Consider the following 25,940-nt stretch of genomic DNA (forward strand, 5'->3'; position numbering starts at 1 on the left):
AGGTACGGGGGCATGACGCAGACATCCACATGGATCGCCCTGACGATCGCCGCGGCCGCTCTTCTCTTCGGAGGGCTCGCCCCGGCTCGCGCGGATGAGGTCGTGCCGATCCCCGGCGCCGCCTCCGGGCTCCTGCAGGAGGTCCAGTGGGGCTATCACTCGGAGCAGGATAATGCGCGCGACGCCGTGCGATCGGGCAGGGTGATCTCGCCCGGTCAGGCAAAGCAGGCCGCGCTTTCCCGCTACCCCGGCAAGTTCCTCGACATGAGCTTCGGCGGGCAGACTTATCATGTGAAGATCAGGACACCGGACAACCGGGTCGTGGTGGTTGCGGTCGATGCGGTGTCGGGCCGCGTCATGGGCGCGCGATAGGCGCCCGGAGAGGCTCTGGACGGAGAAGAACATGCGGCTCCTGGTTGTCGAAGACGATCCCGATCTCAACCGCCAGCTCGTCGCCGCGCTGGAGGAAGCCGGCTATGTGGTGGACAGCGCGAAGGATGGCGAGGAAGGACATTTCCTCGGCGACACCGAACCCTACGACGCAGTGATCCTCGATCTCGGCCTGCCGGAGATGGACGGCGTGACCGTGCTCGAAAAATGGCGTCGCGACGGGCGCATCATGCCGGTGCTCATCCTCACCGCCCGCGACCGGTGGAGCGACAAGGTGGCGGGCTTCGACGCCGGGGCGGACGATTATGTGGCGAAACCCTTCTATATGGAGGAGGTGCTGGCGCGGCTGCGCGCGCTGCTCCGCCGGGCGACGGGCCATGCGACGAGCGAACTCGAATGCGGCCCCGTCCGCGTCGATACACGAAGCTCACGCGTCACAGTGAACGGCCGCGCGATCAAGCTCACCTCGCTCGAATATCGCCTGCTTGCCTATCTGATGCATCATCAGGGCCGCGTCATCTCGCGCACGGAACTCGTCGAACATCTCTACGATCAGGACTTCGACCGCGACAGCAACACGATCGAGGTTTTTGTCGGCCGTCTCCGCCGCAAGCTCGGCAAGGATGTGATCGAGACCGTGCGCGGACTCGGTTACCGGCTGGCGGCGCCCGAAGATGCGGTCTGACAGCCTCGCCTTCAGGCTCATCGCCGGTGCCGCGCTCTGGAGTGGCATCGCCCTCATTGCGGGCGGGCTGACGCTTTCGGCCATCTTCCGGAATTCCGTGGAGCGCAGCTTCGACGCCCGGCTCGACGTGCTTCTCGACAGCCTGATCGCGACCACGGAAGTGAACGAGGAAGGCAATCTCGCCCGAACCCGCGCGCTCTCCGAGACGCGCTTCGACCTCGCCTATTCCGGCTGGTACTGGCAGATATGGCCTGTGGCCGCCCGCCCCGCACAACGCTCGCGTTCGCTGTTCGACCAATCGCTCGACCTCGCGCCTCTCCAGGATGCGAAGCGCAGCGAGAACGGGCTCGCCGTCTTCGATACGCTGGGCCCGGAGGCGCAGAAGCTGCGCGTCGCCGAACGTCGCGTGACGCTGCCGGATTACGATGTGCCCGTTTCCTTCGCCGTGGCGGGCGACCGTTCCGAGATGAACGAGGAAATACAGGGCTTCAACACCTGGGTCTTCATCGCCATGGCGGCGATGGGCGCGGGACTTCTCGTCGCGCTGCTGATCCAGGTCCAATTCGGCCTGCGTCCGCTCGAGCGCGTCCGCTTCTCGCTCGCGCAGATACGCTCCGGACGCGCCACCAGGCTCGACGGCGAGTTCCCGGCGGAAATAGAGCCGCTTGCCGAGGAGTTGAACGGACTTCTGGAAGGTAACCGCGAGGTGCTCGAACGGGCGCGAACGCATGTCGGAAATCTCGCACATGCGCTGAAGACGCCGCTCAGCGTGCTGACGAACGAGGCGCGCATGCATGACGGTCCTTTCGGTGAGACCGTGGACCGCATGGCTCGGCAGATGCGCGAACAGATCGACCACCACCTTGCCCGCGCACGCATGGCTGCCTCCGCGAATGTTCTGGGTGCGCATACGCCGGTAGAACCGGTTCTCGAACGAATCGTGCTGGCGCTTGAGCGGATATATGAGGACCAGGGCATCTCGATCGAACTCGATTGCCCGGACGAGGCCGGCTTCCGCGGTGAGGCGCAGGATCTTGAGGAGGTGGCGGGAAACCTTCTGGACAATGCGTGTAAATGGGCGAATGCGCGGGTGCGCATGACCGTGATCCCTGATGCGGCGATGCGAAAGGCGCGGCCGTTCCTTTGCCTGCGTGTCGAGGATGACGGACCCGGCCTTCCCGAAGGCGCACGCAATGCGGTGCTGAAGCGCGGCGCACGCCTCGACGAGACGAAGCCCGGCTCCGGCCTCGGCCTCTCCATCGTGACGGAGATCGCCGAACTCTACGGCGGCGAACTGAAATTCGAGACCTCGGCGCTCGGCGGCCTTCGCGCCGACCTCTATCTGCCATCTGCCGCAGCCTGAAAGGCGAGGCAGGGAGCGGCGCAAGCTGAACGCCACATGAACGGCGCATTCAGCGCCCGCTCAAGAGCGGCCTTCTATCTTCATGACCATCGGATCAACCAATCGGGAATTGGGGTACGTGTCATGAAGATCAAAAGCACACTTCTTGTTGGCGCCCTTGCTGTGGCGCTTGCCGGCTGCCAGACAGGTGACCCTTACGGTTATAGCGGCGGCCCGAAACAGGGCATCGGCACGCTGGCGGGTGCCGTCGCGGGCGGCCTCGCCGGCTCGCAGATCGGCGGCGGCTCCGGCCGCCTCTGGGCGACGGGCGCGGGCGTGCTGATCGGCGCGCTGGTGGGCAACAATATCGGCCGCAGCCTCGACCGTGCCGACCAGACCTATCTGCAGAACGCGTCCTATGGCGCCTTCCAGACAGGCCAGCCGACGCAGTGGCGAAACCCGCAGAGTGGCAATTACGGCTATGTCGAACCCGGCCGCTCCTACCAGGCTGGTGGCGGCTACTGCCGCGAATATACCCAGACCGTCTATATCGGCGGCCGCCCTGAAAGCGCATACGGCACGGCGTGCCGCCAGCCGGACGGAAGCTGGCAGATCGTGAACTGACCGGTCGGTTGCTTGAATGAACGGCCGAGAGGCCGTTCGGCCTCACCCTCGGTGAAACCCGGCCCCCCGAACCGCGCCTGGGTGAGGCCACCTTTTTGAAGAGACGCCGACGTGAAAAGGCCGCCGCTTTCCATCGGGAAGGCGGCGGCCAGTTCGGAACGGCAGCGACGCGGTCTCCATTATGTTATCTGCGGGACCGCCCCGTTTGCACCAATCTGTTCATCTCGAAGAGTCGCCGCGCCGTTGCCGGTGCGGCGATAAAGGATAAAGGCTCAGGCAGAAAGGCCCCCAGAAGTGTCCGGCTCTTCCTGCCTCGCCACACGACCCTCTATCGAGATCGAAACTTTGGCGATGGCAAACGGCGTCAGCAAACCGTTAGACATCGGATCACCTCCTTTCAATTGTTGAACCAAGGATCTCCAGCGTGAATCCGGTTCGCCGTCGCGTCAAGGAAATGTGTGTGAAGCTTCCGCACATACTGCATCCGGTGTGCCCGGGCGCGGTTTAGCGGGCATTTTTGCGATGCGTGGACGGCGCTCGGCTCGCCGCGCCGTCTGCCGCCGCACGGGCGAAGAACCGTTTTCGTCATCGGTACGAATCAAGGGGTTAACGGGCCGCCGTTGCCGAGAGGGTTTTCTCGGGTTCCGCCTCGTCCGCGGCCATGAGCGATGCGATAGTCACGGCGTCGATCACCTCCGCCTGCCGTTCGTCGAGCTGCTGGAAGAAGGCTTCGATGCGAGGTTCGTGAGCAAGGCTGCTGTCGGAGATGCTGCGGTTGTAGCGTTTCGTGCGGACAGCGGCGAAGACGTCGGCGAGCTTCGTCTTGTCGGCCGGACAGCACGGTACGAAACGGCTCGGCGTACCCGTGGCGAAGGTCAGGAGCCCAGCCTCGCAAAGCGCTTCGGCTATTTCCCCCATCGACTCCATCGGCACATGAAGCCGCCGGGCCAGCGTTTCCTCGGTCCAGGGCGCTTGGCCGCGATCGAAGGCATCGTGCACAAGCAGAAGCGCCTGCACGGCCATGCGGTCCAGTTGGCGAAGCGTGAGAAGGCTCACGCCCGCATGCGGCGAGAGATAGGCCCGGTTCTGGTAGTAAAAGGCAATCGAGCAACCGCCAAGCAGGATGAGCCAGGCCGCATAAAGCCAGATCATGAAGAAGACGAGGCTCGCGAATGCAGAGTAGATCGCGACATATTGCGCTGACTTCACGACGAATGTGGCGAAGGTCCAGCCTGCCGCCCCCCAGGTGATGCCGGCGACCGTTGCACCGACCACGGCCGCATCCGCTTTCACCCGTGTGTTCGGGATCATGATGTAGATGAAGCTGAAGGCCGTGATCAGGACGGCATAGGGGAGGAGGCGGCTCGACTGCTCGAGGATATAGCGAACCGCTTCATACTCCGCGAGAGCGCCCACGAAGGAGTTCGAAACGGCGCCTGCCATGATGCCGAAGACGGTGAGCACCAGCAGCGGGCCAAGAACGCTCATGCTGACGATCTCGGTGAACTGGCGCGCAAACGACCTGCTCGCCTCCACGTGCCAGATGCTGTTGAACGAGGCCTCCACCTTGTTGATGAGCGAAATCACCGTGTAGAGCAGGAAGGCGAAACCCACCGTGCCGAGCACGTTGACGTTCACGCGCTGCACAAATTGCATCATCTGCTGCGTGATCTCGGCGCCCTGATCGCCAAGCGGTGCAAGGAAGTCCGCCAGCATGGTCTCGATGTAGCTGTCGAAACCGAAGGCGCGGAAGACGGCGAAGGCGATCGCGAGAGCGGGCACGATGGAAAGCAGCGTCGTATAGACGAGGCTCATCGCGCGCAGGCTGAGTGCGCCGCCGAGAAGGTCGCGCACCACTGCCCAGCCGATCCTGGCCGCAAGAAAGAGCGACCTTTGCCAGAACGGCAATTCGCTCAACGGGCGGTCCCAGACGAAGGCGTGGGCGCTTTCCAGAAGCGTGTAGGGTCCGAACATGAGCCTATGCTAGCTGCGCGCCGCCGCTTCGGCCAGCTTCCGGGAGCAGTTACGAAAAGGCCCTCCGCCGGTTAAGGGGAGGGCCTTGGACGTCTCAGCGCGGGCGCGGCCGCACTTGCTGATGCCGGTATCAGCCAAGAACCAGATTTTCGGCGGAGAAGCGGCCATTGCGCCCCTCGACCAATTCGTACTGGATCTGCTGACCCTCCTGCAGGGATTTCTGGCCGGCGCGCTCGACGGCAGAGATGTGGACGAAGATGTCCTTACCGCCATCCGCCGGCGCAATGAAACCATAACCCTTAGTGGCGTTAAACCACTTCACGACTCCGCTAGCCATAGTGCCTTGAATGCCTCGTATAGGAATAAAGAACGGACACCAGCCTGACGATGGCATCCGGGGAAAAACGCTACCACCGAATTTTCCCGCGGCCTATCGAAAATCTCGGGCCGCGCCACCAGTTTTTACGGATGGTTTGACGGCGCTTTCCCACGGTTTTGCGGGGTACGGAACCAAATTTTAAGCATGCTCCGGTTAGCCTGAGGATTACCTGAAATAAGGCGGCAATCCCGGACCGGTCGCAGAGCCGGCCGAGGAAATCCGCCAAAGCCATCGAATGTGTCGCGAACGCCGATGATGACGGAACAGCAAGCATCGATCAGACAGAAGCTCGCCAGCTACCTGGCGCAGCTCCCGCAGCCGGCTGTCCTGAAGCTCGCCTCCGGTCTGGAGCGGGAGCGGCTGCGCGGTACGGCCGGATTGCCCTACGAGATGATCCTTTCCGGCCTTCGACCGCTCCTCGCATCCTTTACGGGAAAACGGCCGGGCGCGCCGGATGCGGTGCGCCAGTTCTGCCGGCCGTTCGAGGATTTGCTTGTCGACGCAGACGAAGACGGCGTGCGGCAGGGGCGGATCTCCCGCTCCTCCGTCATGCGTGTCTGGGCCTGGCTCGAAGACGATCTGATGCCGGATGCCTTGCCCGACCTGAAGGCGCGTATCGCGGACCATACGTTGAAGGGCGACGACATCGCGCTGGAAGCCGCCGTTGCCGTCATGCATGCGTCGGCGGCCTCGGCCATTCGCGCGGCCATCGAGGAAGCGCGCCAGGACGCGGCGAAGCGCAAACAGGCCGAGAAGCGCCTCGGCGGCGAAAGCGGCCTCGAGGATGCCTGCGAAATCGCGAGCGTCCTGTCGGTCGCACCGTCCATGCTGCAGCTTCAGGCCGAACTGCCGAAGCGGATCGACGACTTCAGCGACGGAATGGTCGCCATCCTGAAGGACGCCTACGAAAAATTGTCGGACGTGTCGGCTGCCGACGCTCTCTATCTTCCCTTCGCGGTGATGGCACGCCTCAAGGAGCCCTCGCAGATCCTGCGTTTCGTGCGCAAGGTGGCGCATCAGCGCAACGACATGATCATCAGCCGTTGCGAGCTGTCGGTATTTGGCGAACATCTGCTGGCGGACATGGAGCAGATTGCCCGCCGCACCGATGCGTTGCGTCCCGGTCATGCCGATCTCGACGTCCTTCTGGACGATGTCCGGCGCTTCGCACACCTGTCGAAAGGATTTGCAGCGGAAATCGACCTTCGCCGCAACGGCGAATGGGGCCAGCGCCTGCTTGCGACGCGGGCGCGCCTGTCAGCCGCCATTTCGCAGGAAATGTCGCGCTTCGAGACGGAACTCGTTCGCGCCTTCCCGTTTCACCAGTTCGGTCAATATGGCCGTGGCGGTCCGATGCGGCCCGACGTCGCCAAGGCGCCCGATCCGGCGCGGCTCGAGAGGGTGATGGCCTGCCTTCGCTTCGTGAACGGTGTCACGCCGATCTGCGAACCCCTTGGCGCGCAGAGCCATTGCCGCAGCATACGCCAGCAGATCGACACCTATCTTGCCTCCTACGAGGACCGGTTGCTGGAAGAGTTGCGTGTTGCACGCGGTTCCGCCCGCACCAACGCTCAGGATTTCGTCGAGGCCGCGGCCAGGCTTCATGAAACGATCGGTGAGGATGCGCAGGCGGAAATTTTGCGCCGTCGCGGGCAGGTCGCTGCCCAGGGCTGAAGCTCAGCGCGAGGCGAATTCCCCCTCATAGGCGAACAGGCCGTGCGTGCCGCCCGTGTGAAGGAATATCGCCGCTTCCTTTTCCGCATATTTTCCAGACATGATCTGCCCGATGAAACCCGCCATACCCTTTCCGGTATAGACGGGATCGAGCAACACGCCTTCCGTCCGCGCGACGAGTTCGACAGCCTCTCTCATTCCGGGCGTCGGCAGGCCGTAGCCCTCGCCTAGATAATCGCCATCGAGATCGATCGATCCGGCGGGAGGCGTGGAGGCATCGAGAAGTGTGGCCGTCTTGCAGGCGAGGGCGTGTATCCCTTCCGCCATGGCCGCCTTGTCCTGACGATAGACGTTGATGCCGGCGATAGCAGGCCCGCTGCCGCGAAGTGCCGCGCCGGCAACAAGACCGGCCTGCGTCCCCCCGCTTGATGAGGCGTGGACGAGGACCGTCTTGCCGAGGCCGAGCGCTTCCGCCTGTTCGGCAAGTTCGAGATAGGCCCGAGCATAGCCGAGCGACCCTGTCGGGCTCGACCCGCCGACGGGCACGAAATAGGCCTTGCCGCTGTTTGACTCGATCTCCTTGAAGAGTTCGCCGAAGACGCTCCCCGCATCGGCGTCTCCGGGTTCGACGCGGACTTCCGCACCGAGAATTCGGTCGAGCAGAAGATTGCCTGACTTGCGATAGGCCCGGCCCGAGTAGGGCACCGTGTCGAAGAGAACGAGAATGCAGGAAAGACCGGCCGCCGCCGCTGCCGCCGCTGTTTGACGGGCATGGTTCGACTGCAATGCACCCGTCGTCACTACCGTATTGCAGCCCTGCGCCAGAGCCTCCCCCAACAGATACTCGAGCTTGCGCGTCTTGTTGCCGCCCGTCGCAAGTCCGGTGCAATCGTCTCTTTTGACGAAGAGGCGGGGGACATGTTGCGCGCCTCGCGCCTTGAGCGCCTCGCGCAGGCGGTGCATCTCGACGAGCGGCGTCGGCAGATGGGCGAGCCTGAGATGTGGGAATTCGGTGAGCGTTTTCGGCATGGATCAGATGATCCCTTCCGAACGGAAAGCCGAAATTTCTTCTGCGGTGTAGCCGAGTTCGCCGAGAATGACGTCGGTATGCTCGCCGAGCAAAGGCGCGCGCTCGCGAACGGACGCCGGCGTACGCGAGAGCCGGAGCGGCGTCTCCATGACGGGCGCCGGGCCGGGAAGACCGGGGAAGGCGAGGGGCTTGAGATATCCCATTTCCTTGATATGGCGGTCGTCGAGGGCTTGCTGGGGCGAGTAGACGGGCCCCGCCGGAATGCGCGCCGCCTCGAGTTCGGCAAGCGCTTCTTCCGTCGTGCGGGTTTCCGCCCAGCGCTGCGTTCGCTCGGAGAGGATTTCGCCATGGTCGCCGCGCGCGAGGTCATCCTTGAAACGCGGGTCGGTAAGCCATTGATCCTCGCCCATCAGTCGCGCCCAGCGCTTGAAGAGCGGCATGCCAATGACCTGCACCAGTATCCATCCATCCTTGGTGCTGACGATGTCTGCCGGGCCGGCATAAGGCGAACGATTACCGATGGCAACGCGGTTCGTTTTGCGGAGGTCCTGCTCGATCAGATGAAAATTGAAATAGGCCAGAGCCGTCGAAAGCAGCGAACCTTCGACAACTTGCCCCTTGCCGGATTTCGCTCGCTCCATCAGTGCCGCCATGGTCCCGAATGCGGAAAGCGATGCCGTGCCGAAATCGACCCAGGGCGCATAACTTTTAACCGGCTCCTCCGGATGGCCCGTCAGATAGGCCGCGCCCACCATCGATTGCGCGACGCCGTCGAAGCCTGTCCGCTCGCTATAGGGCCCGCCGTGGCCGAAGGCCGAAACCGTGGTGAGAATGATGTCGGGCTTTACCGCCGACAGGGTTTCGTAATCGAGGCCCATCGCTTTCAGCGTCGAGGGCGGCAGGTTCGCCACCACGACGTCCGCCGTGGCGACGAGGCGGCGCACGATGCTCCGGCCGGTTTCTGTCATGGGATCGAGGGTGAGACCGCGTTTGTTACGGTTCATCTGGAGGAACATCGCGCCTTCACCGCCTTCGCCAGGTCCCGCTTCTGGCACGATCGGCTGAACGAAGCGGTCCTCCGACCCCTCGCGCCGCTCGATCCGGATAACCTCGGCACCCAGGTCGCCCAGAAGAGCCGCGCAGTAAGGCCCGGCAATATAGCGGCCGAAGTCGAGTACGCGGACGCCCCCCAGAATTCCCCCGCCGCCACTTCTTTCGCCCGCCATGACGTTTCCCTCCGGTTTCGCTTCCCTGTCTCATTTTCGGACAGGCTTGGCTGCGCAAACGATAGGCAAGGCCTCGCCATTGAGAAAGGCCGTGCAACCAAATTTTGCATTTTATTTAGTCTTTGATCCCTACTCTACGCGCGCTGGGATCGCAGGAGGAGCGCCCCGGACGCGACGGAATGAAGAGGGGACGCTTGCGTGACGCGGTCGGTTGACACGATGGGAGAGGCTGTACCTGCACTTCGGCGAGAGCCGGAGAGCGAACCGGCCTATCGTTGGACGGGCGAATTTGCCGATCCCGTCCTCGAAGACAATTATATCCGTGCGAGCTGGACCGAAATTCGTTCCCGTCTCGGCGCGGTGCTGATCGCCGTCTATGTCTTCGTGAGCTGGATGGTATTCGATTTCGTCGCGCTCGGTTTCTCCTGGTCCTTCGCCGCGTTGACTTTCGGTCGTTTCGCCGCTCTGGGATCCATATTGCTGGCGTTGAAATATTTCCGCGAACCCGAAGACCGGCGCTCCTTCATGGCCTGCGCCTTTCTCACCCAGCTTCTCGTCGCGCTCGTCGCACCGCTGTCGCTCATGCTGAGCCAGGTCGATTTCGCCGCTGCGCTGCTCAGCGTCGTCGTCGTGCTTTTCGCATTCTATATCGGCGTACCGACACGCCTCGCGGCCAATCTCTTCCTCTCTTCGGCGCTTTGCGTTGGCTTCATAGCAGTTACGCCGTCGCTCGCCGATGTCTCACTGATCACTTTGCTCGAGATATGCCTTCTTTTCGGCGTCGTGAATGCGATCGGGGTCGAGATGGTGCGGGCGGCAAACCGCTTGCGACGGAGCGGCTTTGCGACATTGCTGCGTCAGCAGGAACTCTACGACGAATTGAAGCGGGAAGTGGGTGTTCGCCAGGAGGCGGAGCAGGCGGTTCGCGCTACGGAGGAAAGCTTCCAGAGCATTTTCTATGCGGCCCCCCTGCCGATTGCGCTGGTCGACCCGGCAACTTTCCATGTGATGCAGGCGAATATGGCCGCGCTGAAACTCTTTGGCATCGAGGAAGGCGACGTTGCCGATCTCGATGTGCGCAGGCTCTTCGAGGACGAGGACCTGTCGGGACGTCTCGACAGGCTCATCCTGACGGGCCGCGCCGGATCGCCGTTCGAACTCAGTATGAAGCGTATGGATGGCTCGACCATTCACGTCCTTGTTTCGGCAGCCACCCTGCACTTCCAGGGTCGTCGCGCCATGCTGATCGGCATTCAGGATGTGACCGCGCGCCGCAAGGAAGCGGAAGCGTTGCGGGATGCGCGCGACCAGGCGACGGCGGCAAGCCGCTCCAAATCCGAGTTCCTCGCGAATATGAGCCATGAACTCCGGACGCCTCTCAACGCGATTATCGGCTTTTCGGAGGCGCTTGAGCGCGAACTTTTCGGTCCTGTCGGTAATCCTCGCTACCGGGAATACGCGGAAGACATCCACAATAGCGGTGTCCATCTCCTGAGCCTCATCAATGACATTCTCGATCTCTCGAAGATCGAGGCTGGGCACTTCAAGCTTCACGAGGACGAGACCGAGCTTGACCATGTTGTTGAGTCGGCGACGCGGATCGTCCGCCACCGCGCACAGCAGGCGAATATCGACATTGAATGCAAGATGCCGGGGCCGCCGATCGTCGTTGTTGTTGATGAGCGAGCGCTAAAGCAGATTCTCATCAACCTCGTATCGAACGCCGTGAAATTCAGTCCGGACGGAAGCGCGATTTCGATCTCCGGACAGGTCACCGCGCAATATCTGCGCATTTCCGTGACCGATCAGGGCGCTGGGATCGCGGAGGACGATATTCCCCGCGCGCTGACGCCATTCACGCAGCTCGATGGGTCGCTCTCGCGCCAGCATGAGGGAACGGGCCTCGGTCTGCCGCTGGCAAAGCACCTCACGGAACTGCATGACGGTACGCTCTCGATCGAGAGCGAGCTTGGCAAGGGCACCACGGTGCATGTCGACCTGCCGCTCTCGCGCGTCGTCAATCGCGGGACGCCGAAGGAGACAGCGGTTCTCTGACCGCTATTCTCTTTCGCCGGGACGATAGCTTTCCTCGATATGGCCTTCGAGCTCTTCCCGCGTGAACCTGACAGGCTTCGTCCGCATTCCGACAAATAGCGGCGACTGGTCGTCATAATGTGGCGAGGACCGGTCGAGCGTCGCCGTGCCGAAGGGGTGTATGCTTTCGGATCTGAGCTTCCCGTTTCGATCCCATTCCACGAACATGATGAGCGTGTCGCCGCCATGTGCGGTGAGAGTTCCATCCTCCTCGCGTGACGCGTAGATGGCGCGCAGGATATCGGGGCCGCCATCGACTGGAAGATCGACCGATCCCCGTCGAAACCGGTTGACCTCGCCCCATTCGGGATCGAGCCGGCCGAAACGGGTTTTCAGCCGCGCTATGGCTTGCCGGAGTTTCTCCTCCGGGTCCGGGGGCGTTTCTCCGCGGATGCGGGCGCTGATGACAGGCTCGGCCGCCAGAATGGCGAGGGCGGCGCCGCGGTTGTGAACGTCGGCGCTACGATCCCACTCGCGCAGGATGTTCTGCGCTTCCACCATATCTTCATCGCCATTGGCATCGACAGCGATCAGTTCAGCTATGAGCTTCGCCATGGCGGAGTCGTTGCTGTAGTCGAGATCGAATTTGTAGGTACGGAACTCATCTCCTGTGATGGAGCGGTCCTCGCCATAGGTCTCCTCGATGCGAAGGGCGCGGTTCGTCATGTCGGTCTGAATGCCGAGCATTTCCGGAAATGTCGCTGGTTTCAGGTTGTCGTTCGCCGCCGTCGCCCGGAAGGGCGTGTTGTTTGCGTTGAACACATAACCGGCGTTCGGATTGATCAGCTTCGGGACGTGATTGAAGGGGATGTAGCCCCGCCAGATGAGCGATGAGTCATCGCCCGGCAAAACACCCGCCCAATCCGGCCCGTTCTTCCGGTCCGGAAACTGCGCGTTGTAGACATAGGCAATGTTCCCCTGCGCATCGGCATAGATGTAGTTGATGCTCGGAAGCGCTTGCAGCTTCATCGCCTCGATCCATTCACCGAGATTTCGCGCCTTGTCGAGAGCGTAATATTGCTCGACCTGACCCATCTCTCCCATGCCGGCATAGCGCACGGCGAAGACGCCGTTCGGCGTCCTTAGCACCGGTCCATGTTCCGAGCGCAGCACCTCGCGCTCCACAGTCCACCAGAACGGTCCCCAGAGGTCGACGCGGATCGTCGCTACGCTCGTTTCGAAGTCCCGCCACTCGCCGTCGAGGAGATACTGGTCTTCGTTATCGGGATTGATCGTGAGCCGGTAAATGTCGGCGAGGTCGGGCTCGTTCACTGTGTTTGCCCAGCCGAGCGTCGCATTGTGTCCGTGCAGCATGAAGGGCGACCCGGGAAAGAAGCCGCCCGCCACATGCCAGCCTTCCTCGCTTTCGATCACCGCTTCATACCAGGCAACGGGCCCGGCGAAAGGCTGGTGCGAGTTGACGAGAAGCCGCGTCGCGCCGTCCGCAGAACGGGCAGGGCTCACCGCGACCCCGTTCGAGCCGATGGGAAAAGGCTTCTCCGAGGGAAGAAACGCATCGACACCTTCTTTGGAGAGACCGGCCTCACCACCGATCTTTCCCTCGAACACCGCAAGCAACACCTTGTCGAGGCCATAGAAGAAGGGCGTCTTGAACACGAAACCTGCCGCGACGTCGCGCCCCGTCATCGGCAGCGTTCCCGGAACGACTTCTTCGGGATGAAGCGCGGCATAATAGTTCACGCCATCGGCATAGGCCTCGATGACCTCGCGCACTTGCGGCGAGAGATCGCTCTCGTAGCGTGCTTCGACTGCTTGCCAGACGCCCATCAGATTGACGAGATAATCCGTCACTGCGGCCCGCTCGCCTTTCACGGAGGCAAGCTGCCCCCGCGTGGCGATGAGGACTTCCTGGATCGTCGCAAAGTCGTCTTCCGAATGGGCATAGCCGAAGCCGAAAGCGGCATCTGCATCCCGCTTGCCGAAGACATGCGGCACCCCCCATTCGTCGCGCGCGATCGTCGCGTCATAGGCAGCGGCCTTTTCGATGTAGGGGGCCGGATCGAGCGGTGGAGGTGCCTCCATTGCGCTGCGTGCGAGAATGACGGCGAGGGCGGCCGCCACAATGGCGGCCAGTCCGAACAATCCTGTCTTTGCGATGCGCAGCAAGCGTTTCTCCTTTTTACCGGCCGGGCGCAGCCTAGCCCACCGCCCGATTCCGTCAAATCCAGGCTTCTCGGGGTTGGCGTGCTGCGTCCCTCCGCCGCTTTCGGCAGCGCCGTGAAACCTCTATACAGGCTCGTCAATCGACACGATTTTCAAAAGGGCGGTTTTCGTGCTGCTTCCGGCAAACGACATATTTCTCTTCCTCGGCTTTGCGGCGCTCACGGGCCTCGCGCTCTGGCTGATGCTGCGTCCGCTGCGCGCCGGGTCGCAGGCGGCGGAGGCAGATATGGGCGACAGCGAGGTCGCGCTCTATCGAGACCAGCTGGAGGAGATTGAGCGCGATCTCGAACGCGGCATCATCGGCGCGAGCGAGGCGGAGGCCGCACGCATCGAAGTGTCGCGCCGCTTGCTTGCGGCAGACGAGGAGCGCATGCGGATGCGGCGCACCGGCACCGCCGATCCGCGCTGGCGAAAGGGGACGGCGCTTGTCCTTGCGCTGGCCGTACCCGCTCTCGCAATCATTGTCTATCTCGCCGAAGGCTCGCCGGGCATGGAAGGCCGGCCGTTCGCCGAGCGCATGAACGTGCCGCCGGAGGAACTTCCGCTTGAGGGTTTGGTGCTGCGGATCGAACGCCATCTCAAGAAGGAGCCGGACGATCTGCACGGTTGGGAACTGGTCGCGCCCGTCTATCTTCAACTGGGCCGTTTCGAGGAAGCGGCCAATGCCTGGAGCCGCGCCATGATGGTGGGTGGCGTAACCTCCGGCCGCCTTGCCGCGCGCGGTGAGGCCCGCGTCATGGCGAATGACGGCATCGTCGGTCCGGCGGTAAAACGGGACTTCGAGAAGGCGGTGGAACTCGATCCGCTGGAGCCGCGCGCGCAATATTTCCTCGGTGTCGCCGAGCTCGACGCCGGGAACCGCGACGCGGCCCTTGAACGCTGGAAGAAGCTGCTTGCTTCCGCGCCCGAGGATGCGGCCTGGGCGGCCGCGCTTCGCGCACGGATCGCCGCCGTCGAGCGCGGCCCTGCGATGTCGGCTGCGGACGAACCGATGATTCGCGGCATGGTCGAAGGTCTCGCCACCCGGCTGCAGGAAAATCCGGACGATCTCGACGGCTGGCTGCGGCTCATTCGCTCCTACAAGGTCCTGAACGAACCTGCGATGGCGCGCGAGGCCATTGCCGGTGCAAGAGCCGCATTTACGGGAGACGAGGCCGCGCTCGCCCGGATCGCAGAAGCCGAAAAATCGCTCTCCGACTAATCCCCGGTCTGTCCTGCCGCGCTGTAGGATTGCAACTGACTCACACAAGGCAGGACGGGGCAGGGCACCATGCTGAGCGAACGGCAGAAGGAAACGGCAAAGGCGATCGTCAATATCTTCGAGACCGGCTCGGCGCGCGGCGATTACGCACGCGTCACACTGTTCGCGGGCGATAGCGGCCATCTCACCTATGGCCGCGCCCAGACGACGCTGGGCAGCGGCAATCTTCACCTTCTCCTCAAGTCCTACTGCGCTTCGTCTCAGGCTTTGCACGCGCAGGCACTGCGGCCTTACCTGCCGCGCCTTGCCGACATCGATCTCCGTCTCGACACCGACCGGGCCTTCTGTAACCTGCTAAAGGATGCGGGCGCCGATCCCATGATGCGGGAGACGCAGGACGCCTTCTTCGACCGCGTCTACTGGACGCCCGCCGTTGCTGCAGCGGAGAAAATCGGCCTCGGCGAAGCGCTCTCCGTCGCCGTCGTCTATGACAGCGCGGTCCATGGCTCATGGAGTGCGATGCGCGACCGCACCGTGGCGAAAGTCGGCCTGCCGGGGAAGGCGGGCGCCAGGAAGTGGACGCAGGCCTATATCGCAGAGCGGCGCGCATGGCTCGCCAGCCATGCCAACAGCCTGCTCCGGAAGACGGTTTACCGGATGGATGCCTTCGCCGCCCTCGCGGCGGCGGGCAATTGGTCGCTTGCCCTGCCGGTGACGGTGCGCGGCGTTCGCATCGGGGAAGATGTTTTGGGCGCACCCAGGCCAGCGCCCGTTCCCGTTTCGGCCGATGACGCCGCAACGCGCACGCTCCGCCTCACCGAGCCCAGAATGACGGGCAACGACGTGCGCGCCCTGCAAGAGGCGCTGGTCAAGGAGGGCTATGCCCTCAATTGTGACGGCGTGTTCGGCGAGAACCTCGAAAAGGCGCTGAAGTCCTTTCAGCGGGAATTCGGTCTTGTCGACGACGGTGTGGCAGGGACGGCCACCCGGCTGATGCTCGGGATCTGACGGCTGAGCCCGAAAACCCTTCCCCCGCGACGATTTAGCGGTTTCGCCGGCCGCTTCAGCCGGGCTATATCTCTCCCCGCTGGCCGTATCGCGGCCTGAGACGGGAGCGAAACATGACGCGCAAACAGCGCCGCGCCACATTCATCTTCGTCAGCCTTGGCATTCTGGGCCTTGCTGCCGGGCTCGTGCTCTTCGCACTGAGCGACAGCGTCACCTTCTTCTATAGCCCGAGCGACGTCGCCGAACGAGGCGTGGAGCCCGGCGAGCGCATTCGCCTTGGCGGTCTCGTGGAGGAAGGCTCGTTTCAGAAACTGGGCGATGCGACCGTCCGTTTCAATGTAACCGATTTCGTGGAAACGATGACCGTGACCTACCGCGGCGTCCTGCCGGACCTGTTCCGCGAAGGGCAGGGCGTCGTGGCCGAGGGCACCGTTCAGGCGGATGGCAGCTTCACCGCCGACAAGGTGCTCGCCAAGCATGACGAGAACTACATGCCACCCGAAGTCGCCGATGCACTGAAGAAGTCAGGCAACTGGCAGGGCGAAGGTGCCGAAGCCCCGCACGCCGAAACCTATGGGCAGGGCAGCTATCCATGATTGCCGAGCTTGGCCATTTCGCGCTGGTGCTCGCCTTCGCCGTTTCGCTCGTGCAGATGACGGTGCCGATGATCGGCGCGCATCGCCGCGATGCGCAACTGATCGGTGTCGCCAACCCGGCGGCGCTTCTCCAGTTTCTGCTCGTCGCCCTGGCTTTCGGCTCGCTCGTCTGGCTCTTCGTCGTCTCCGACTTTTCGGTGAAGCTCGTTTTCGACAACTCGCATTCCGAAAAGCCGATGATCTTCAAGATCTCCGGCGTCTGGGGCAATCACGAAGGCTCGATGGTGCTCTGGGTACTCATCCTCGCGCTTTTCGGCGCGATGGTTGCGCTCTTCGGCAACAATTTGCCGGACACGCTGCGCGCCCGCGTCCTGGGCGTTCAGGCTTCCATTGCCGTCGCATTCCTTCTCTTCATTCTCCTCACCTCCAATCCCTTTCTGCGGCTCGATCCCGCGCCTTTCGAGGGCAGCGGGCTCAATCCGATCCTTCAGGACCGCGCGCTCGCCTTCCATCCGCCCTGGCTCTATGCGGGCTATGTCGGGTTTTCCATGACCTTCTCCTTCGCCATCGCCGCCCTCATCGAGGGCAAGGTCGATGCCGCATGGGCGCGCTGGGTCCGGCCCTGGACGCTGGCCGCATGGCTGTCCCTCACCATCGGCATCGCCATGGGCTCGTGGTGGGCCTATTACACGCTTGGCTGGGGCGGTTTCTGGTTCTGGGACCCGGTGGAGAACGCGTCGCTGATGCCCTGGATCGCTGGCACGGCGCTCCTGCATTCAGCCATCGTCGCGGAAAAGCGCGGCGCGCTCAAAAGCTGGACCATCCTGCTGGCGATCCTTGCCTTCTCGCTATCTCTGCTCGGCACCTTCCTCGTGCGCTCCGGCGTTCTCACCTCCGTTCACGCCTTTGCCGTCGATCCCGCGCGCGGCATCTTCATTCTCGGCATTCTGATCGTCTTTGTCGGCGGCTCGCTCGCGCTTTATGCATGGCGTGCGCCTCTGCTGAAGACGGGCGGCATCTTCGCGCCGGTGAGCCGCGAAGGCGCACTCCTCATGAACAATCTGCTGCTCTCCGCTGCCGTTGCATCCGTCTTTATCGGCACTCTTTACCCGCTGCTGCTCGATGCGATCTCCGGCGCCAAGATCACGGTGGGTCCGCCCTTCTTCAACTACACATTCGTGCCGCTCTTCGTGCCGCTCCTCTGCCTCGTTCCGCTCGGGCCTTTGCTCAGCTGGAAGCGGGCGGATGTGAAAGCGGCGGCCGAACGGCTGATGGCGGCGGCGGGGCTTGCCTTCATCGCCTGTCTTGCGACATTTGCCGTCGCCCATGACGGACCCTGGCTCGCGCCTTTCGGCATGGCGCTTGCCGTCTGGCTCGTCGCGGGGGCGGCATCCGAAATCGCCTGGCGCATCCGCCTCTTCTCGACGCCGCTTTCCCAAAGTCTCGATCGCGCCCGCCGCCTGCCGCGCGCCGCATGGGGAACGGCGCTCGCGCATGGCGGGCTCGGCATTGCCGTGGCGGGCATCGTCGGCGTCACGGCCTGGCAGAGCGAATTGATCACCACGCTTGCGCCCGGCGAGAGCGCCGGGATCGCGGGTTACACGCTGACGCTCGAACGCGTCGGCATGCGCGACGGCCCGAACTACGAAGCGACGGTCGGCGTGGTTCGCGTATCGGAGGGAGGCCGCGATCTGGGTATCCTCACGCCGGAGAAGCGCCGCTTCCCCGCCGAGCGTCAGGAGAAGACAGAGCCCGCCATCCGCACCAATGGTTTCGCGGACCTCTATGTCGTTCTGGGCGAGCCCGCGGACGACGGCAAATGGGTGGTCCGTGCCTATCGCAACAATCTCGCCCCGTGGATATGGATCGGCGGCGCCATCATGGCGCTTGGCGGCGTCATGTCGCTCGCCGACCGCCGCCTCCGCGTCGGTGCGCCAACACGCGCCCGGTTGCGCGCGGCCCCTGCGGAGTAGCGCCATGCGCCGTCTGCTCGCCGCAGCACTTCTGTCCCTCTCCCTGATTGCTCCTGCCTTCGCGCTCGTCTCGCCCTCCGAGCGGCTGCCCGATCCCGAACAGGAGGCTCGCGCACGGGAGATATCGAAGGAGCTTCGCTGCCTCGTCTGCCAGAACCAGTCGATCGACGATTCCGATGCGGAACTGGCGGGCGATCTTCGCCGTATCGTCCGTGAGCGGATCGCCGCGGGCGACACGGACGAGGAAGTGCTCGATTTCGTCGTCGCGCGCTATGGCGAGTTCGTGCTGATGACGCCGCGCTTCAGGCCGGCGACCTGGGTGCTCTGGCTCACGCCCGGGCTCGTTCTTCTCGGGGGTGGTGCGGTGGCGGTGCTCTTCCTGCGCCGGAAGCGGCGGGAGACTGCGGCTCCAGGCCTCACCGGTGAGGAGGAGGCCCGTCTCGCGGAGCTGACGGGCCGCAGGAATCCGCCGGATTCCGCGCCCTGAACGCGCCTTTATTCCGCCTTACATTTTAGTAATGTTTTGGACATGATTTGGAAAGGATCAGGAAAGGATTCTGTTCTCCAAACATGCCGCCGCCGCTCATCCGGCTGGGCGGTGAGGTGGCACAACGACAGGGAGTTATCCATGCGGAACGGTCGCGAAACATCACTGCGCCCCACACGACGTCTCACGGCTCTTGCGGTCGCCGGCGCGCTCGCCTTCACCACGCCTGCTTTTGCCGAAACGGCGCCTCTCGACACACAGTCTGCCGCGCCCGCGGCAAGCGCGCTCGAGCGCTTGCCGAGCTTTGCGGACCTGGTCGAGAAGGTGAACCCGGCTGTGGTCAGCATTCGCGTCGACGAAGAGGTGACTGCCACCGCGCCTGCGGTGCCGGACCTGCCTTTCCCGCCCGGCAGCCCTTTCGAGAAATTCTTCCGCGATCTCCAGCCGCAAGGTCCGGACGGCAAGCCGCGCTCGCGCCACGCGACCGCGCTTGGCTCCGGTTTCCTGATTTCGGCGGATGGCTACATCGTCACGAACAATCACGTCGTCGGCGACGGCAAGGACATCACGGTCATCCGCGACGACGGTAGTGAAATGAAGGCGGAGCTGATCGGCAAGGACTCGAAGACCGATCTCGCGCTCGTAAAGGTCGAAAGCAAGAAGCCGCTGCCCTACGTCGTCTTCGGCGACTCCGAAAATGTGCGCGTCGGTGACTGGGTGCTCGCGGTCGGCAATCCCTTCGGCCTCGGCGGCACCGTTACAACCGGCATCGTCTCGGCTCGCGGCCGCCAGATCGGCGCCGGTCCCTATGACGACTTCATTCAGATCGATGCTTCGATCAACAAAGGCAATTCCGGCGGTCCCACCTTTGACGTGCATGGCAACGTGGTTGGCGTGAACACGGCGATCTTCTCGCCGACTGGCGGCAGCGTCGGTATCGGTTTCGCAATTCCTTCCTCGATTGCGAAGAACGTGGTGGCCCAGCTCAAGGACAAGGGCAAGGTCACGCGCGGCTGGCTTGGCGTCACCATTCAGCAGGTGGATGACGAGGTGGCCTCGTCGCTCTCTCTCGACAAGCCGCGCGGCGCACTCGTTGCCCAGGTGGGCGAGGGCAGCCCCGCCGAGAAGGCCGGCATCAAGACCGGCGACGTAATCGTTGACGTCAATGGCAAGAAGATGGAAGACGTGCGGGCCGTGAGCCGCACCGTCGCCGACCTTGAGCCCGAGAGCGACGCGAAGCTCGTCGTCTGGCGCGATGGCCGCGAGAAGACCATCGGTGTCCGGATTGGCACCTTCCCCGAAAACCCGCAAATGGCGGCCGCTACCGAACCGGGGGCCGAACCCGAAGCCGTGACCACGGAAAGCCTCGGCCTTGCTCTTGCGGACTCGCCGGACGGCGTCATCGTGAAGAGCGTCGACCCCGCGAGCGATGCGGCCGAAAAGGGCATTCAGCCCGGCGATATCGTCGTGAAGGTGTCCGGCCGCGACGTGAAGAAGCCTGCGGATGTTGTTGCCGGTGTCGAGGAAGCAAACAAGGCGAAGAAGAGCTCGGTGCTTCTTCTCCTTCGCAGCGACAACCAGCAGCGTTTCGTGGCGCTTACACTGCAGAAGTCGTAGCGCGAGAAAACCTGGCCGGTCGCCATGTGGCCCGGACCCCACCGAGAAACGGGCCGCAGGGCCGCGCCGTCCGATGCTTCCCCCCGCTGCATCGCCGGCGCGGCCCACCAGCCGCCAGGATGAAGTTGCTGTCTGCCCGCCCGTCGGGCACGAGATCTGGAGCTTGGCAAGGCAATGCGCATTCTTGTAATTGAAGACGACCTGGAAGCGGCGGCCTATGTCGTGAAAGGCCTGCGCGAGAGCGGCCATATCATCGACCACGCAGCGGATGGCGAGGAAGGGCTGACACTGGCTCTCTCCAGTTCTTTCGACGTCTTGATCGTGGACCGGATGCTGCCGAAGCGCGATGGGCTGAGCGTCGTCGAAACCTTGCGTGAGGAAGGCGTGCGCACGCCCGTCCTTTTCCTCTCCGCGCTGGGCGAGGTGGACGATCGCATCAAGGGTCTCAAGGCCGGAGGCGATGACTATCTCACCAAGCCCTATGCCTTCGCCGAACTGCTCGCCCGCATCGAGGTGCTGGTCCGCCGCGCCAACCCGGACCAGGTCCGCACGCGCCTCCAGGTCGGTAACCTCGAAGTCGATCTTCTCGCGCGCAAGGTCATGCGGGAGGGGCAGGAGATAGACCTCCAGCCGCGCGAATTCCGCCTGCTCGAATATCTGATGAAGCATGCAGGCCAGGTCGTCACGAGAACCATGTTGCTGGAGAATGTCTGGGAATATCATTTCGATCCGCAAACGAACGTGATCGACGTGCATATTTCCCGTCTCCGGGCCAAGATCGACAAGAATTTCGATCAACCGCTCTTGCACACCGTGCGCGGTGCGGGATACTCGCTGCGTGCCGCTGATTAAACTCTTACAGACCTCGACCTTCCGGCTCGCGGTCATTTATCTGGCCCTGTTCGCCGCCTCGGCGATCACGCTGCTGGCCTATGTCTATTGGAATACGGCCGGCTTCCTCGCCCGCCAGACTGACGAGGCGGTGGAAGCGGAAATCGCGGGGCTGGCCGAGCAATACCGGCAGGGCGGCCTGCCGCTCCTCGTTCACACCGTCATCCAGCGTTCGCGCGATCCCGGTCAGAGCCTCTATCTCGTGCTCGATCCGGCCGGCCGCGTGCTCGCCGGCACGCTGGACGCCCGCCCGCAGGTGGAACCCGGGCCCGACGGCTGGTTCGACTTCACCTACAACCGCAAGACGCTGGACGGCGCCGAGGTGAAGGCCGCCCGCGCCCGCGCCTTCTATTTGCAGGAAGGTTTCTATCTGCTCGTCGGACGCGACGTGCAGGAGCGGCGCGAGATCGAGAACCTCATTACCAATGCGCTCATCTGGGCCATCGGCCTCACCATCGCGCTCGGTCTTGTCGGCGGCCTTGTCATGAGCCGCAACATGCTGGCGCGTGTCGACGACATCAATCGCTCGAGCCGCGACATCATGGAGGGCGATCTTTCCCAGCGGCTTCCCATCGCGGGCACCGGCGACGAGCTCGACCAGCTCGGCCGCAATCTCAACGCCATGCTCGATCAGATCGAGGCGCTGATGATCGGCATGCGGCAGGTGACGGACAACATAGCGCATGACTTGCGCAGTCCCCTGAACCGCCTCCGCAACCGTCTCGAGGTTACGCTCATGCAGGAGGCGACCCCGGAAGATTACAAGCAGGCACTCGAGAAGACGATTGCCGAAGCGGACAACCTTCTCGGGACGTTCAACGCATTGCTGATGATTGCGCGCGCCGAGGCGGGTTCGCTTCGCGAAGCCATGACCTGGGTTGACCTCAGCGCGACGCTGCACGATGCCGCGGAACTCTACGAACCCGTGGCGGAAGAGAAGAACCTTGCCATTTCGATTGACGTACCCGAAGGCCTGATGATCTGGGGCAACCGCGAGCTGCTCTCGCAGGCGGTCGCAAACCTTCTCGACAACGCGATCAAGCACGGGCTTCCGCAGGAAAGCGATACCGAACGCACCATCGCGGTCTCCGCGGATGTCGACCCTGCGCGCCCCGGCCGGGGCGTGATCCTTTCCGTCGCGGATCGAGGTCCCGGCATCCCCGAGGACCAGCGCCATCGCGTGCTGGAACGTTTCGTCCGTCTGGAGGCGAGCCGCAACACGCCGGGCTCCGGCCTCGGCCTCAGCCTTGTTGCCGCGGTCGCGCGTTTGCACGGCGGGACGATCGAACTGGGCGACAATCGCCCCGGCCTCCGCGTGAGCCTTTTTCTCCCTGTTTCCGGGCGTTGATGCCCGCCGGAATCTGATACTCTGCCGCCCGTTTGATCGGCGCGGCGGGAGGAGAAGCGAGTGAGCGAGTCCGAAGTATCGAAACCACTTCGCGCCTGGACGGGCGCTGCGCCCGCGCCATATGACGCCGATCGTGTCGCGCGCGAGATGGAGGATTTTCGTGCCGCCGTCGCGCGCATTGGCGACGAGAAGCTCACCGCGCTTGCGGCGGACAAGGATGTCCTGCACCTCATATCTTCCCTGTTCGGCAACTCGCCCTTCCTGGGCCGTATCCTGCGTCTTCATACCGATTGGCTGCCCGGTCTGCTCGACCGCACGCCGGATGCAGCCTTCGAAGACCTGCTGGCGCGCACGGCGGCAGCGGGTACGCTCGACGGCCAGGCGGAAGTCATGTCCGCGTTGCGCCTCGCCAAATCCGAAGCCGCACTCCTCATCGCCATGGCCGACATCACAGGCGCCTGGCCGCTTGAGCGGGTGACGGATGCACTGACCTCCTTTGCGGACACCGCCGTTGACACCTCCATCGAATGGCTTCTGCGCAATGCCGCCGCCCGGGGACAGATACTGAAATCGCCGGCGGAGGTTTCTGCGCAAGGATCGGGCCTCGTCCTTCTCGGCATGGGAAAATACGGCTCGCGCGAACTCAATTATTCGAGCGACATCGATCTCGTCGTCTTCTATGAGCCGGGGCTGCTGCCTCTGAAGGATGGTCTCGACGACGGCGGTTTCTTCGTTCGCCTCACGAAGGATCTCGTGAAGATGCTGCAGGAGCGGACGGCGGACGGCTATGTTTTCCGCACCGATCTGCGCCTCCGTCCCGACCCGGGCGGCACGCCCGTCGCCGTCTCGCTCCCGGCCGCGGAGAGCTACTACGAAAGCCGCGGGCAGAACTGGGAGCGCGCTGCCTTCATCAAGGCGCGTGCCGTCGCGGGCGACAGGGAGGCGGGCGCACGCTTCCTGAAAATGCTGACGCCTTACATCTGGCGCAAGAATCTCGATTTCGCCGCCATCGACGACATCCATTCGATGAAGCGCCAGATCCATGCCGTCGGCGGCCACGGGCAGATCGCGGTTGCCGGTCACAACATCAAGCTCGGACGCGGTGGCATTCGCGAAATCGAGTTCTTCGTACAGACGCAGCAATTGATCGCCGGCGGCCGCGACCATGACCTGCGGGGCAAGCAGACTTGCGCCATGCTCGATGAGCTCGCCGCGAAAAAATGGATTGCGCCCGAGACGGCGGAAGAACTCAGGGAGGCGTACCGCTTCCTGCGTACGCTCGAACACCGTCTTCAGATGATCGACGACGAGCAGACGCATTCGCTCCCCACCTCAGACAAGGATATCGACCGCGTCGCCTGTTTCATGGGTTTCGCGGATCGCGAGAGCTTCTCCAAGGCGCTTACGGCGCGTCTCGAATGCGTGCGCGATCACTACGCCAAGCTCTTCGAGACGGCGCCGCCCCTCGGCGAGGAGGGCGGCAGCCTTGTCTTCACGGGCACGGACGACGATCCCGAAACGCTTGAGACCCTGCGCGGTCTCGGCTTCACGCGCGTCTCGGAAATGTCGGAATCGATCCGTGCATGGCATACGGGACGCTTCCCGGCGACGCGCGCGACGCGCTCGCGCGAACTGCTGACGAGCCTCATGCCGGCGCTTCTCCGTGCGCTCTCCCGCACGTCCAATCCCGACACCGCCTTCGACCGTTTCGACCGTTTTCTCACCGGGCTTCCCACCGGTGTCCAGCTCTTTTCGATGCTCTATTCCAACCCGCATCTGCTCGATTTGCTGGCGGGAATTTGCGGCACGGCGCCGCGTCTTGCGGATTATCTGAGCCACAATCCGCGCGTTCTCGAAGCAGTGGTCGATCCCGATTTCTTCAAGGTCCTGCCGGATCGCGAAGCACTGAACCGCAGCCTTCGCGAAGAACTCGCCCATGCGGTGGACTATCAGGACATACTCGATTTCGCACGCGTCTGGGCGCGCGAATACCGCTTTCGCCTCGGCGTCCGCGTGCTCTCCGGCAGCGCGGATGCGGAGGAGGCGGGCCCCGCTTATGCGGCGCTTGCAAGCGAGCTCGTCGCCGCGCTCGCGCCTGCGGCGGAAGCACGGGTCGCGGAAAAACACGGTCGCATTCCCGGCGGCCGTTTCGTCGTGGTCGCAATGGGAAAGCTCGGCAGCGAGGAAATGAGCGCCGCTTCCGATCTCGACCTCATCGTGATCTACGACGCGGATGCGGAAGCCTCGTCCGACGGTGAGCGTCCCCTCTATGCCGCGCAATATTACGCGCGTGTCTGTCAGCAGCTTATCAGCGCCCTCACTGCGCCGACTGCAGAGGGCAAGCTCTATGAGGTGGATATGCGGCTGCGCCCCTCCGGCAATGCCGGCCCCATCGCGACATCCTTCGCAAGCTTCGTCGCCTACCAGGAAGCCGAAGCCTGGACATGGGAACACATGGCATTGACGCGCGCACGCCTCATCGCCGGGCCGGACGACCTGAAGGAGCAGGTGAGAACCGCCATCGCGGAGACGCTCCTCCGTCCGCGCGACAGGGCGAAGATCGCCGCCGATGTCGCCGGGATGCGCGCGCGCATTGCAAAGGAGCATGCAAGCAGCAACCCCTGGGAACTGAAACATGTGCGCGGCGGTCTCGTCGATATCGAGTTCATCTGCCAGTACCTCCAGCTTGTGCACGGCGCGACCCATCCCGAGATACTGAACACGCATACGCGCACCGCCCTTGCCCGCATCGCGGAGGCGGACCTTATGCCGCCCGAGACGGCGGACATGCTCGTCCGCGCCATTGCCCTCAATCACAATCTCACCCAGGTAATCCGCGTCTGCGTCACAGGTGTCTTCAACCCGGCGGAAGCGTCTTCCGGTCTGAAGTCGCTTCTGGCTCGTGCCGGCGATGCGCCTGACTTTCCCGCCCTCGAAGCCGAACTCGCCGACAGTCAGCGCAAGGTGCTGGAAGCATTCGAGAGCATCGTCGGCACCGCCTGATCCCCGTATTCCCATGGCTGAAGATTTGCAGCGCAAGCGTGCTGGCCGGGGTGCCAGCGCGTTAACGCTGTTTCGCTTTGACGCGCGATAAGTGCCGTATCCCCGGGATTTTCTTGGTTAATCCGTCTGCCGTCCTCAGCGCGGCGGCGGACGCTGCCGGGCGTCGCGCGTGTCAAAACGGCACGCATCGGGTAGGTAAGTCGAAGGCATCCTT

The 25,940-nt window shown here is 63.6% G+C and carries 20 protein-coding genes; 15 read left to right on the top strand and 5 right to left on the bottom strand.

Going from position 1 to position 25,940, the window contains the following annotated elements:
- Positions 1–12: 12 nt before the first annotated feature.
- The 4 genes from ACKUUH_RS09030 to ACKUUH_RS09045 all read left to right on the top strand — a co-directional run bounded on the left by ACKUUH_RS09030 (position 13) and on the right by ACKUUH_RS09045 (position 3,041).
- A complete protein-coding gene (locus ACKUUH_RS09030; protein ID WP_407949567.1) occupies positions 13–372 on the top strand; it encodes a PepSY domain-containing protein in 360 nt (119 codons plus the stop codon).
- 31 nt (positions 373–403) lie between these two features.
- On the top strand, positions 404–1,075 hold the full coding sequence (locus ACKUUH_RS09035; RefSeq protein WP_407949568.1) for a response regulator transcription factor: 672 nt from the start codon (positions 404–406) through the stop codon (positions 1,073–1,075).
- Entirely contained in the window at positions 1,065–2,438 is a 1,374-nt protein-coding gene (locus tag ACKUUH_RS09040) for an ATP-binding protein (protein WP_407949569.1), read from the top strand. Before ACKUUH_RS09035 ends, ACKUUH_RS09040 begins: the two co-directional genes overlap by 11 nt.
- Before the next feature lie 123 nt (positions 2,439–2,561).
- Positions 2,562–3,041 carry an RT0821/Lpp0805 family surface protein gene (locus ACKUUH_RS09045; RefSeq protein WP_407949570.1) on the top strand — a complete coding sequence of 160 codons (480 nt, stop codon included), beginning with the start codon at positions 2,562–2,564 and terminating at the stop codon, positions 3,039–3,041.
- 606 nt (positions 3,042–3,647) lie between these two features.
- Here the strand turns inward: ACKUUH_RS09045 and ACKUUH_RS09050 are convergent.
- Together ACKUUH_RS09050 and ACKUUH_RS09055 are read right to left on the bottom strand one after the other, a co-directional pair.
- Positions 3,648–5,015 carry a YihY/virulence factor BrkB family protein gene (locus tag ACKUUH_RS09050; RefSeq protein ID WP_407949571.1) on the bottom strand — a complete coding sequence of 456 codons (1,368 nt, stop codon included), beginning with the start codon at positions 5,013–5,015 and terminating at the stop codon, positions 3,648–3,650.
- Positions 5,016–5,145: 130 nt separating this feature from the next.
- The gene (locus ACKUUH_RS09055; RefSeq protein WP_012109809.1) at positions 5,146–5,352 is read right to left on the bottom strand and encodes a cold-shock protein; all 207 of its coding nucleotides are present in this window, start codon (positions 5,350–5,352) and stop codon (positions 5,146–5,148) included.
- 297 nt (positions 5,353–5,649) lie between these two features.
- Here ACKUUH_RS09055 and ACKUUH_RS09060 point away from each other — a divergent pair, with 297 nt between their 5' ends.
- Complete coding sequence (locus tag ACKUUH_RS09060; RefSeq protein ID WP_407949572.1) at positions 5,650–7,068, top strand: hypothetical protein; 1,419 nt, start codon at positions 5,650–5,652, stop codon at positions 7,066–7,068.
- 3 nt (positions 7,069–7,071) lie between these two features.
- On the opposite strand, the gene ACKUUH_RS09065 is transcribed toward ACKUUH_RS09060, so the two are convergent.
- Positions 7,072–8,097, bottom strand: coding sequence for a D-cysteine desulfhydrase family protein (locus ACKUUH_RS09065; protein ID WP_407949573.1), 1,026 nt, complete (start codon positions 8,095–8,097; stop codon positions 7,072–7,074).
- A gap of 3 nt (positions 8,098–8,100) precedes the next feature.
- Entirely contained in the window at positions 8,101–9,324 is a 1,224-nt protein-coding gene (locus ACKUUH_RS09070) for a CaiB/BaiF CoA transferase family protein (RefSeq protein ID WP_407949574.1), read from the bottom strand.
- A gap of 198 nt (positions 9,325–9,522) precedes the next feature.
- Here ACKUUH_RS09070 and ACKUUH_RS09075 point away from each other — a divergent pair, with 198 nt between their 5' ends.
- A complete protein-coding gene (locus ACKUUH_RS09075; protein WP_407949575.1) occupies positions 9,523–11,379 on the top strand; it encodes an ATP-binding protein in 1,857 nt (618 codons plus the stop codon).
- A gap of 3 nt (positions 11,380–11,382) precedes the next feature.
- Here ACKUUH_RS09075 and ACKUUH_RS09080 read toward each other — a convergent pair whose 3' ends face one another.
- Positions 11,383–13,545, bottom strand: a complete 2,163-nt coding sequence (locus ACKUUH_RS09080) for an acylase (RefSeq protein ID WP_407949576.1) — start codon at positions 13,543–13,545, stop codon at positions 11,383–11,385.
- Positions 13,546–13,711: 166 nt separating this feature from the next.
- Here ACKUUH_RS09080 and ccmI point away from each other — a divergent pair, with 166 nt between their 5' ends.
- The 9 genes from ccmI to ACKUUH_RS09125 all read left to right on the top strand — a co-directional run bounded on the left by ccmI (position 13,712) and on the right by ACKUUH_RS09125 (position 25,726).
- The gene (gene ccmI, locus ACKUUH_RS09085) at positions 13,712–14,803 is read left to right on the top strand and encodes a c-type cytochrome biogenesis protein CcmI (RefSeq protein ID WP_407949577.1); all 1,092 of its coding nucleotides are present in this window, start codon (positions 13,712–13,714) and stop codon (positions 14,801–14,803) included.
- Between the two features lie 69 nt (positions 14,804–14,872).
- Entirely contained in the window at positions 14,873–15,811 is a 939-nt protein-coding gene (locus tag ACKUUH_RS09090) for a chitosanase (RefSeq protein WP_407949578.1), read from the top strand.
- A 113-nt stretch (positions 15,812–15,924) separates the two neighbouring features.
- Positions 15,925–16,407 carry a cytochrome c maturation protein CcmE gene (ccmE, locus tag ACKUUH_RS09095; RefSeq protein WP_407949579.1) on the top strand — a complete coding sequence of 161 codons (483 nt, stop codon included), beginning with the start codon at positions 15,925–15,927 and terminating at the stop codon, positions 16,405–16,407.
- Complete coding sequence (locus tag ACKUUH_RS09100; protein ID WP_407949580.1) at positions 16,404–18,380, top strand: heme lyase CcmF/NrfE family subunit; 1,977 nt, start codon at positions 16,404–16,406, stop codon at positions 18,378–18,380. The genes ccmE and ACKUUH_RS09100 overlap by 4 nt, the downstream gene beginning before the upstream one ends.
- Positions 18,381–18,384: 4 nt before the next feature.
- Entirely contained in the window at positions 18,385–18,867 is a 483-nt protein-coding gene (locus ACKUUH_RS09105; protein ID WP_407949581.1) for a cytochrome c-type biogenesis protein CcmH, read from the top strand.
- A 141-nt stretch (positions 18,868–19,008) separates the two neighbouring features.
- Positions 19,009–20,484 (top strand): DegQ family serine endoprotease, encoded by a 1,476-nt coding sequence (locus ACKUUH_RS09110; RefSeq protein ID WP_407949582.1) that lies wholly within the window; start codon positions 19,009–19,011, stop codon positions 20,482–20,484.
- A 174-nt stretch (positions 20,485–20,658) separates the two neighbouring features.
- Positions 20,659–21,336 (top strand): winged helix-turn-helix domain-containing protein, encoded by a 678-nt coding sequence (locus ACKUUH_RS09115; protein ID WP_407949583.1) that lies wholly within the window; start codon positions 20,659–20,661, stop codon positions 21,334–21,336.
- Positions 21,323–22,723, top strand: a complete 1,401-nt coding sequence (locus tag ACKUUH_RS09120; protein WP_407949584.1) for a sensor histidine kinase — start codon at positions 21,323–21,325, stop codon at positions 22,721–22,723. Before ACKUUH_RS09115 ends, ACKUUH_RS09120 begins: the two co-directional genes overlap by 14 nt.
- Before the next feature lie 60 nt (positions 22,724–22,783).
- Positions 22,784–25,726, top strand: a complete 2,943-nt coding sequence (locus ACKUUH_RS09125) for a bifunctional [glutamine synthetase] adenylyltransferase/[glutamine synthetase]-adenylyl-L-tyrosine phosphorylase (RefSeq protein WP_407949585.1) — start codon at positions 22,784–22,786, stop codon at positions 25,724–25,726.
- Positions 25,727–25,940 lie beyond the last annotated feature (214 nt).

It is taken from the genome of Parvibaculum sp. (assembly GCF_045863935.1).
Taxonomy (GTDB): domain Bacteria; phylum Pseudomonadota; class Alphaproteobacteria; order Parvibaculales; family Parvibaculaceae; genus Parvibaculum.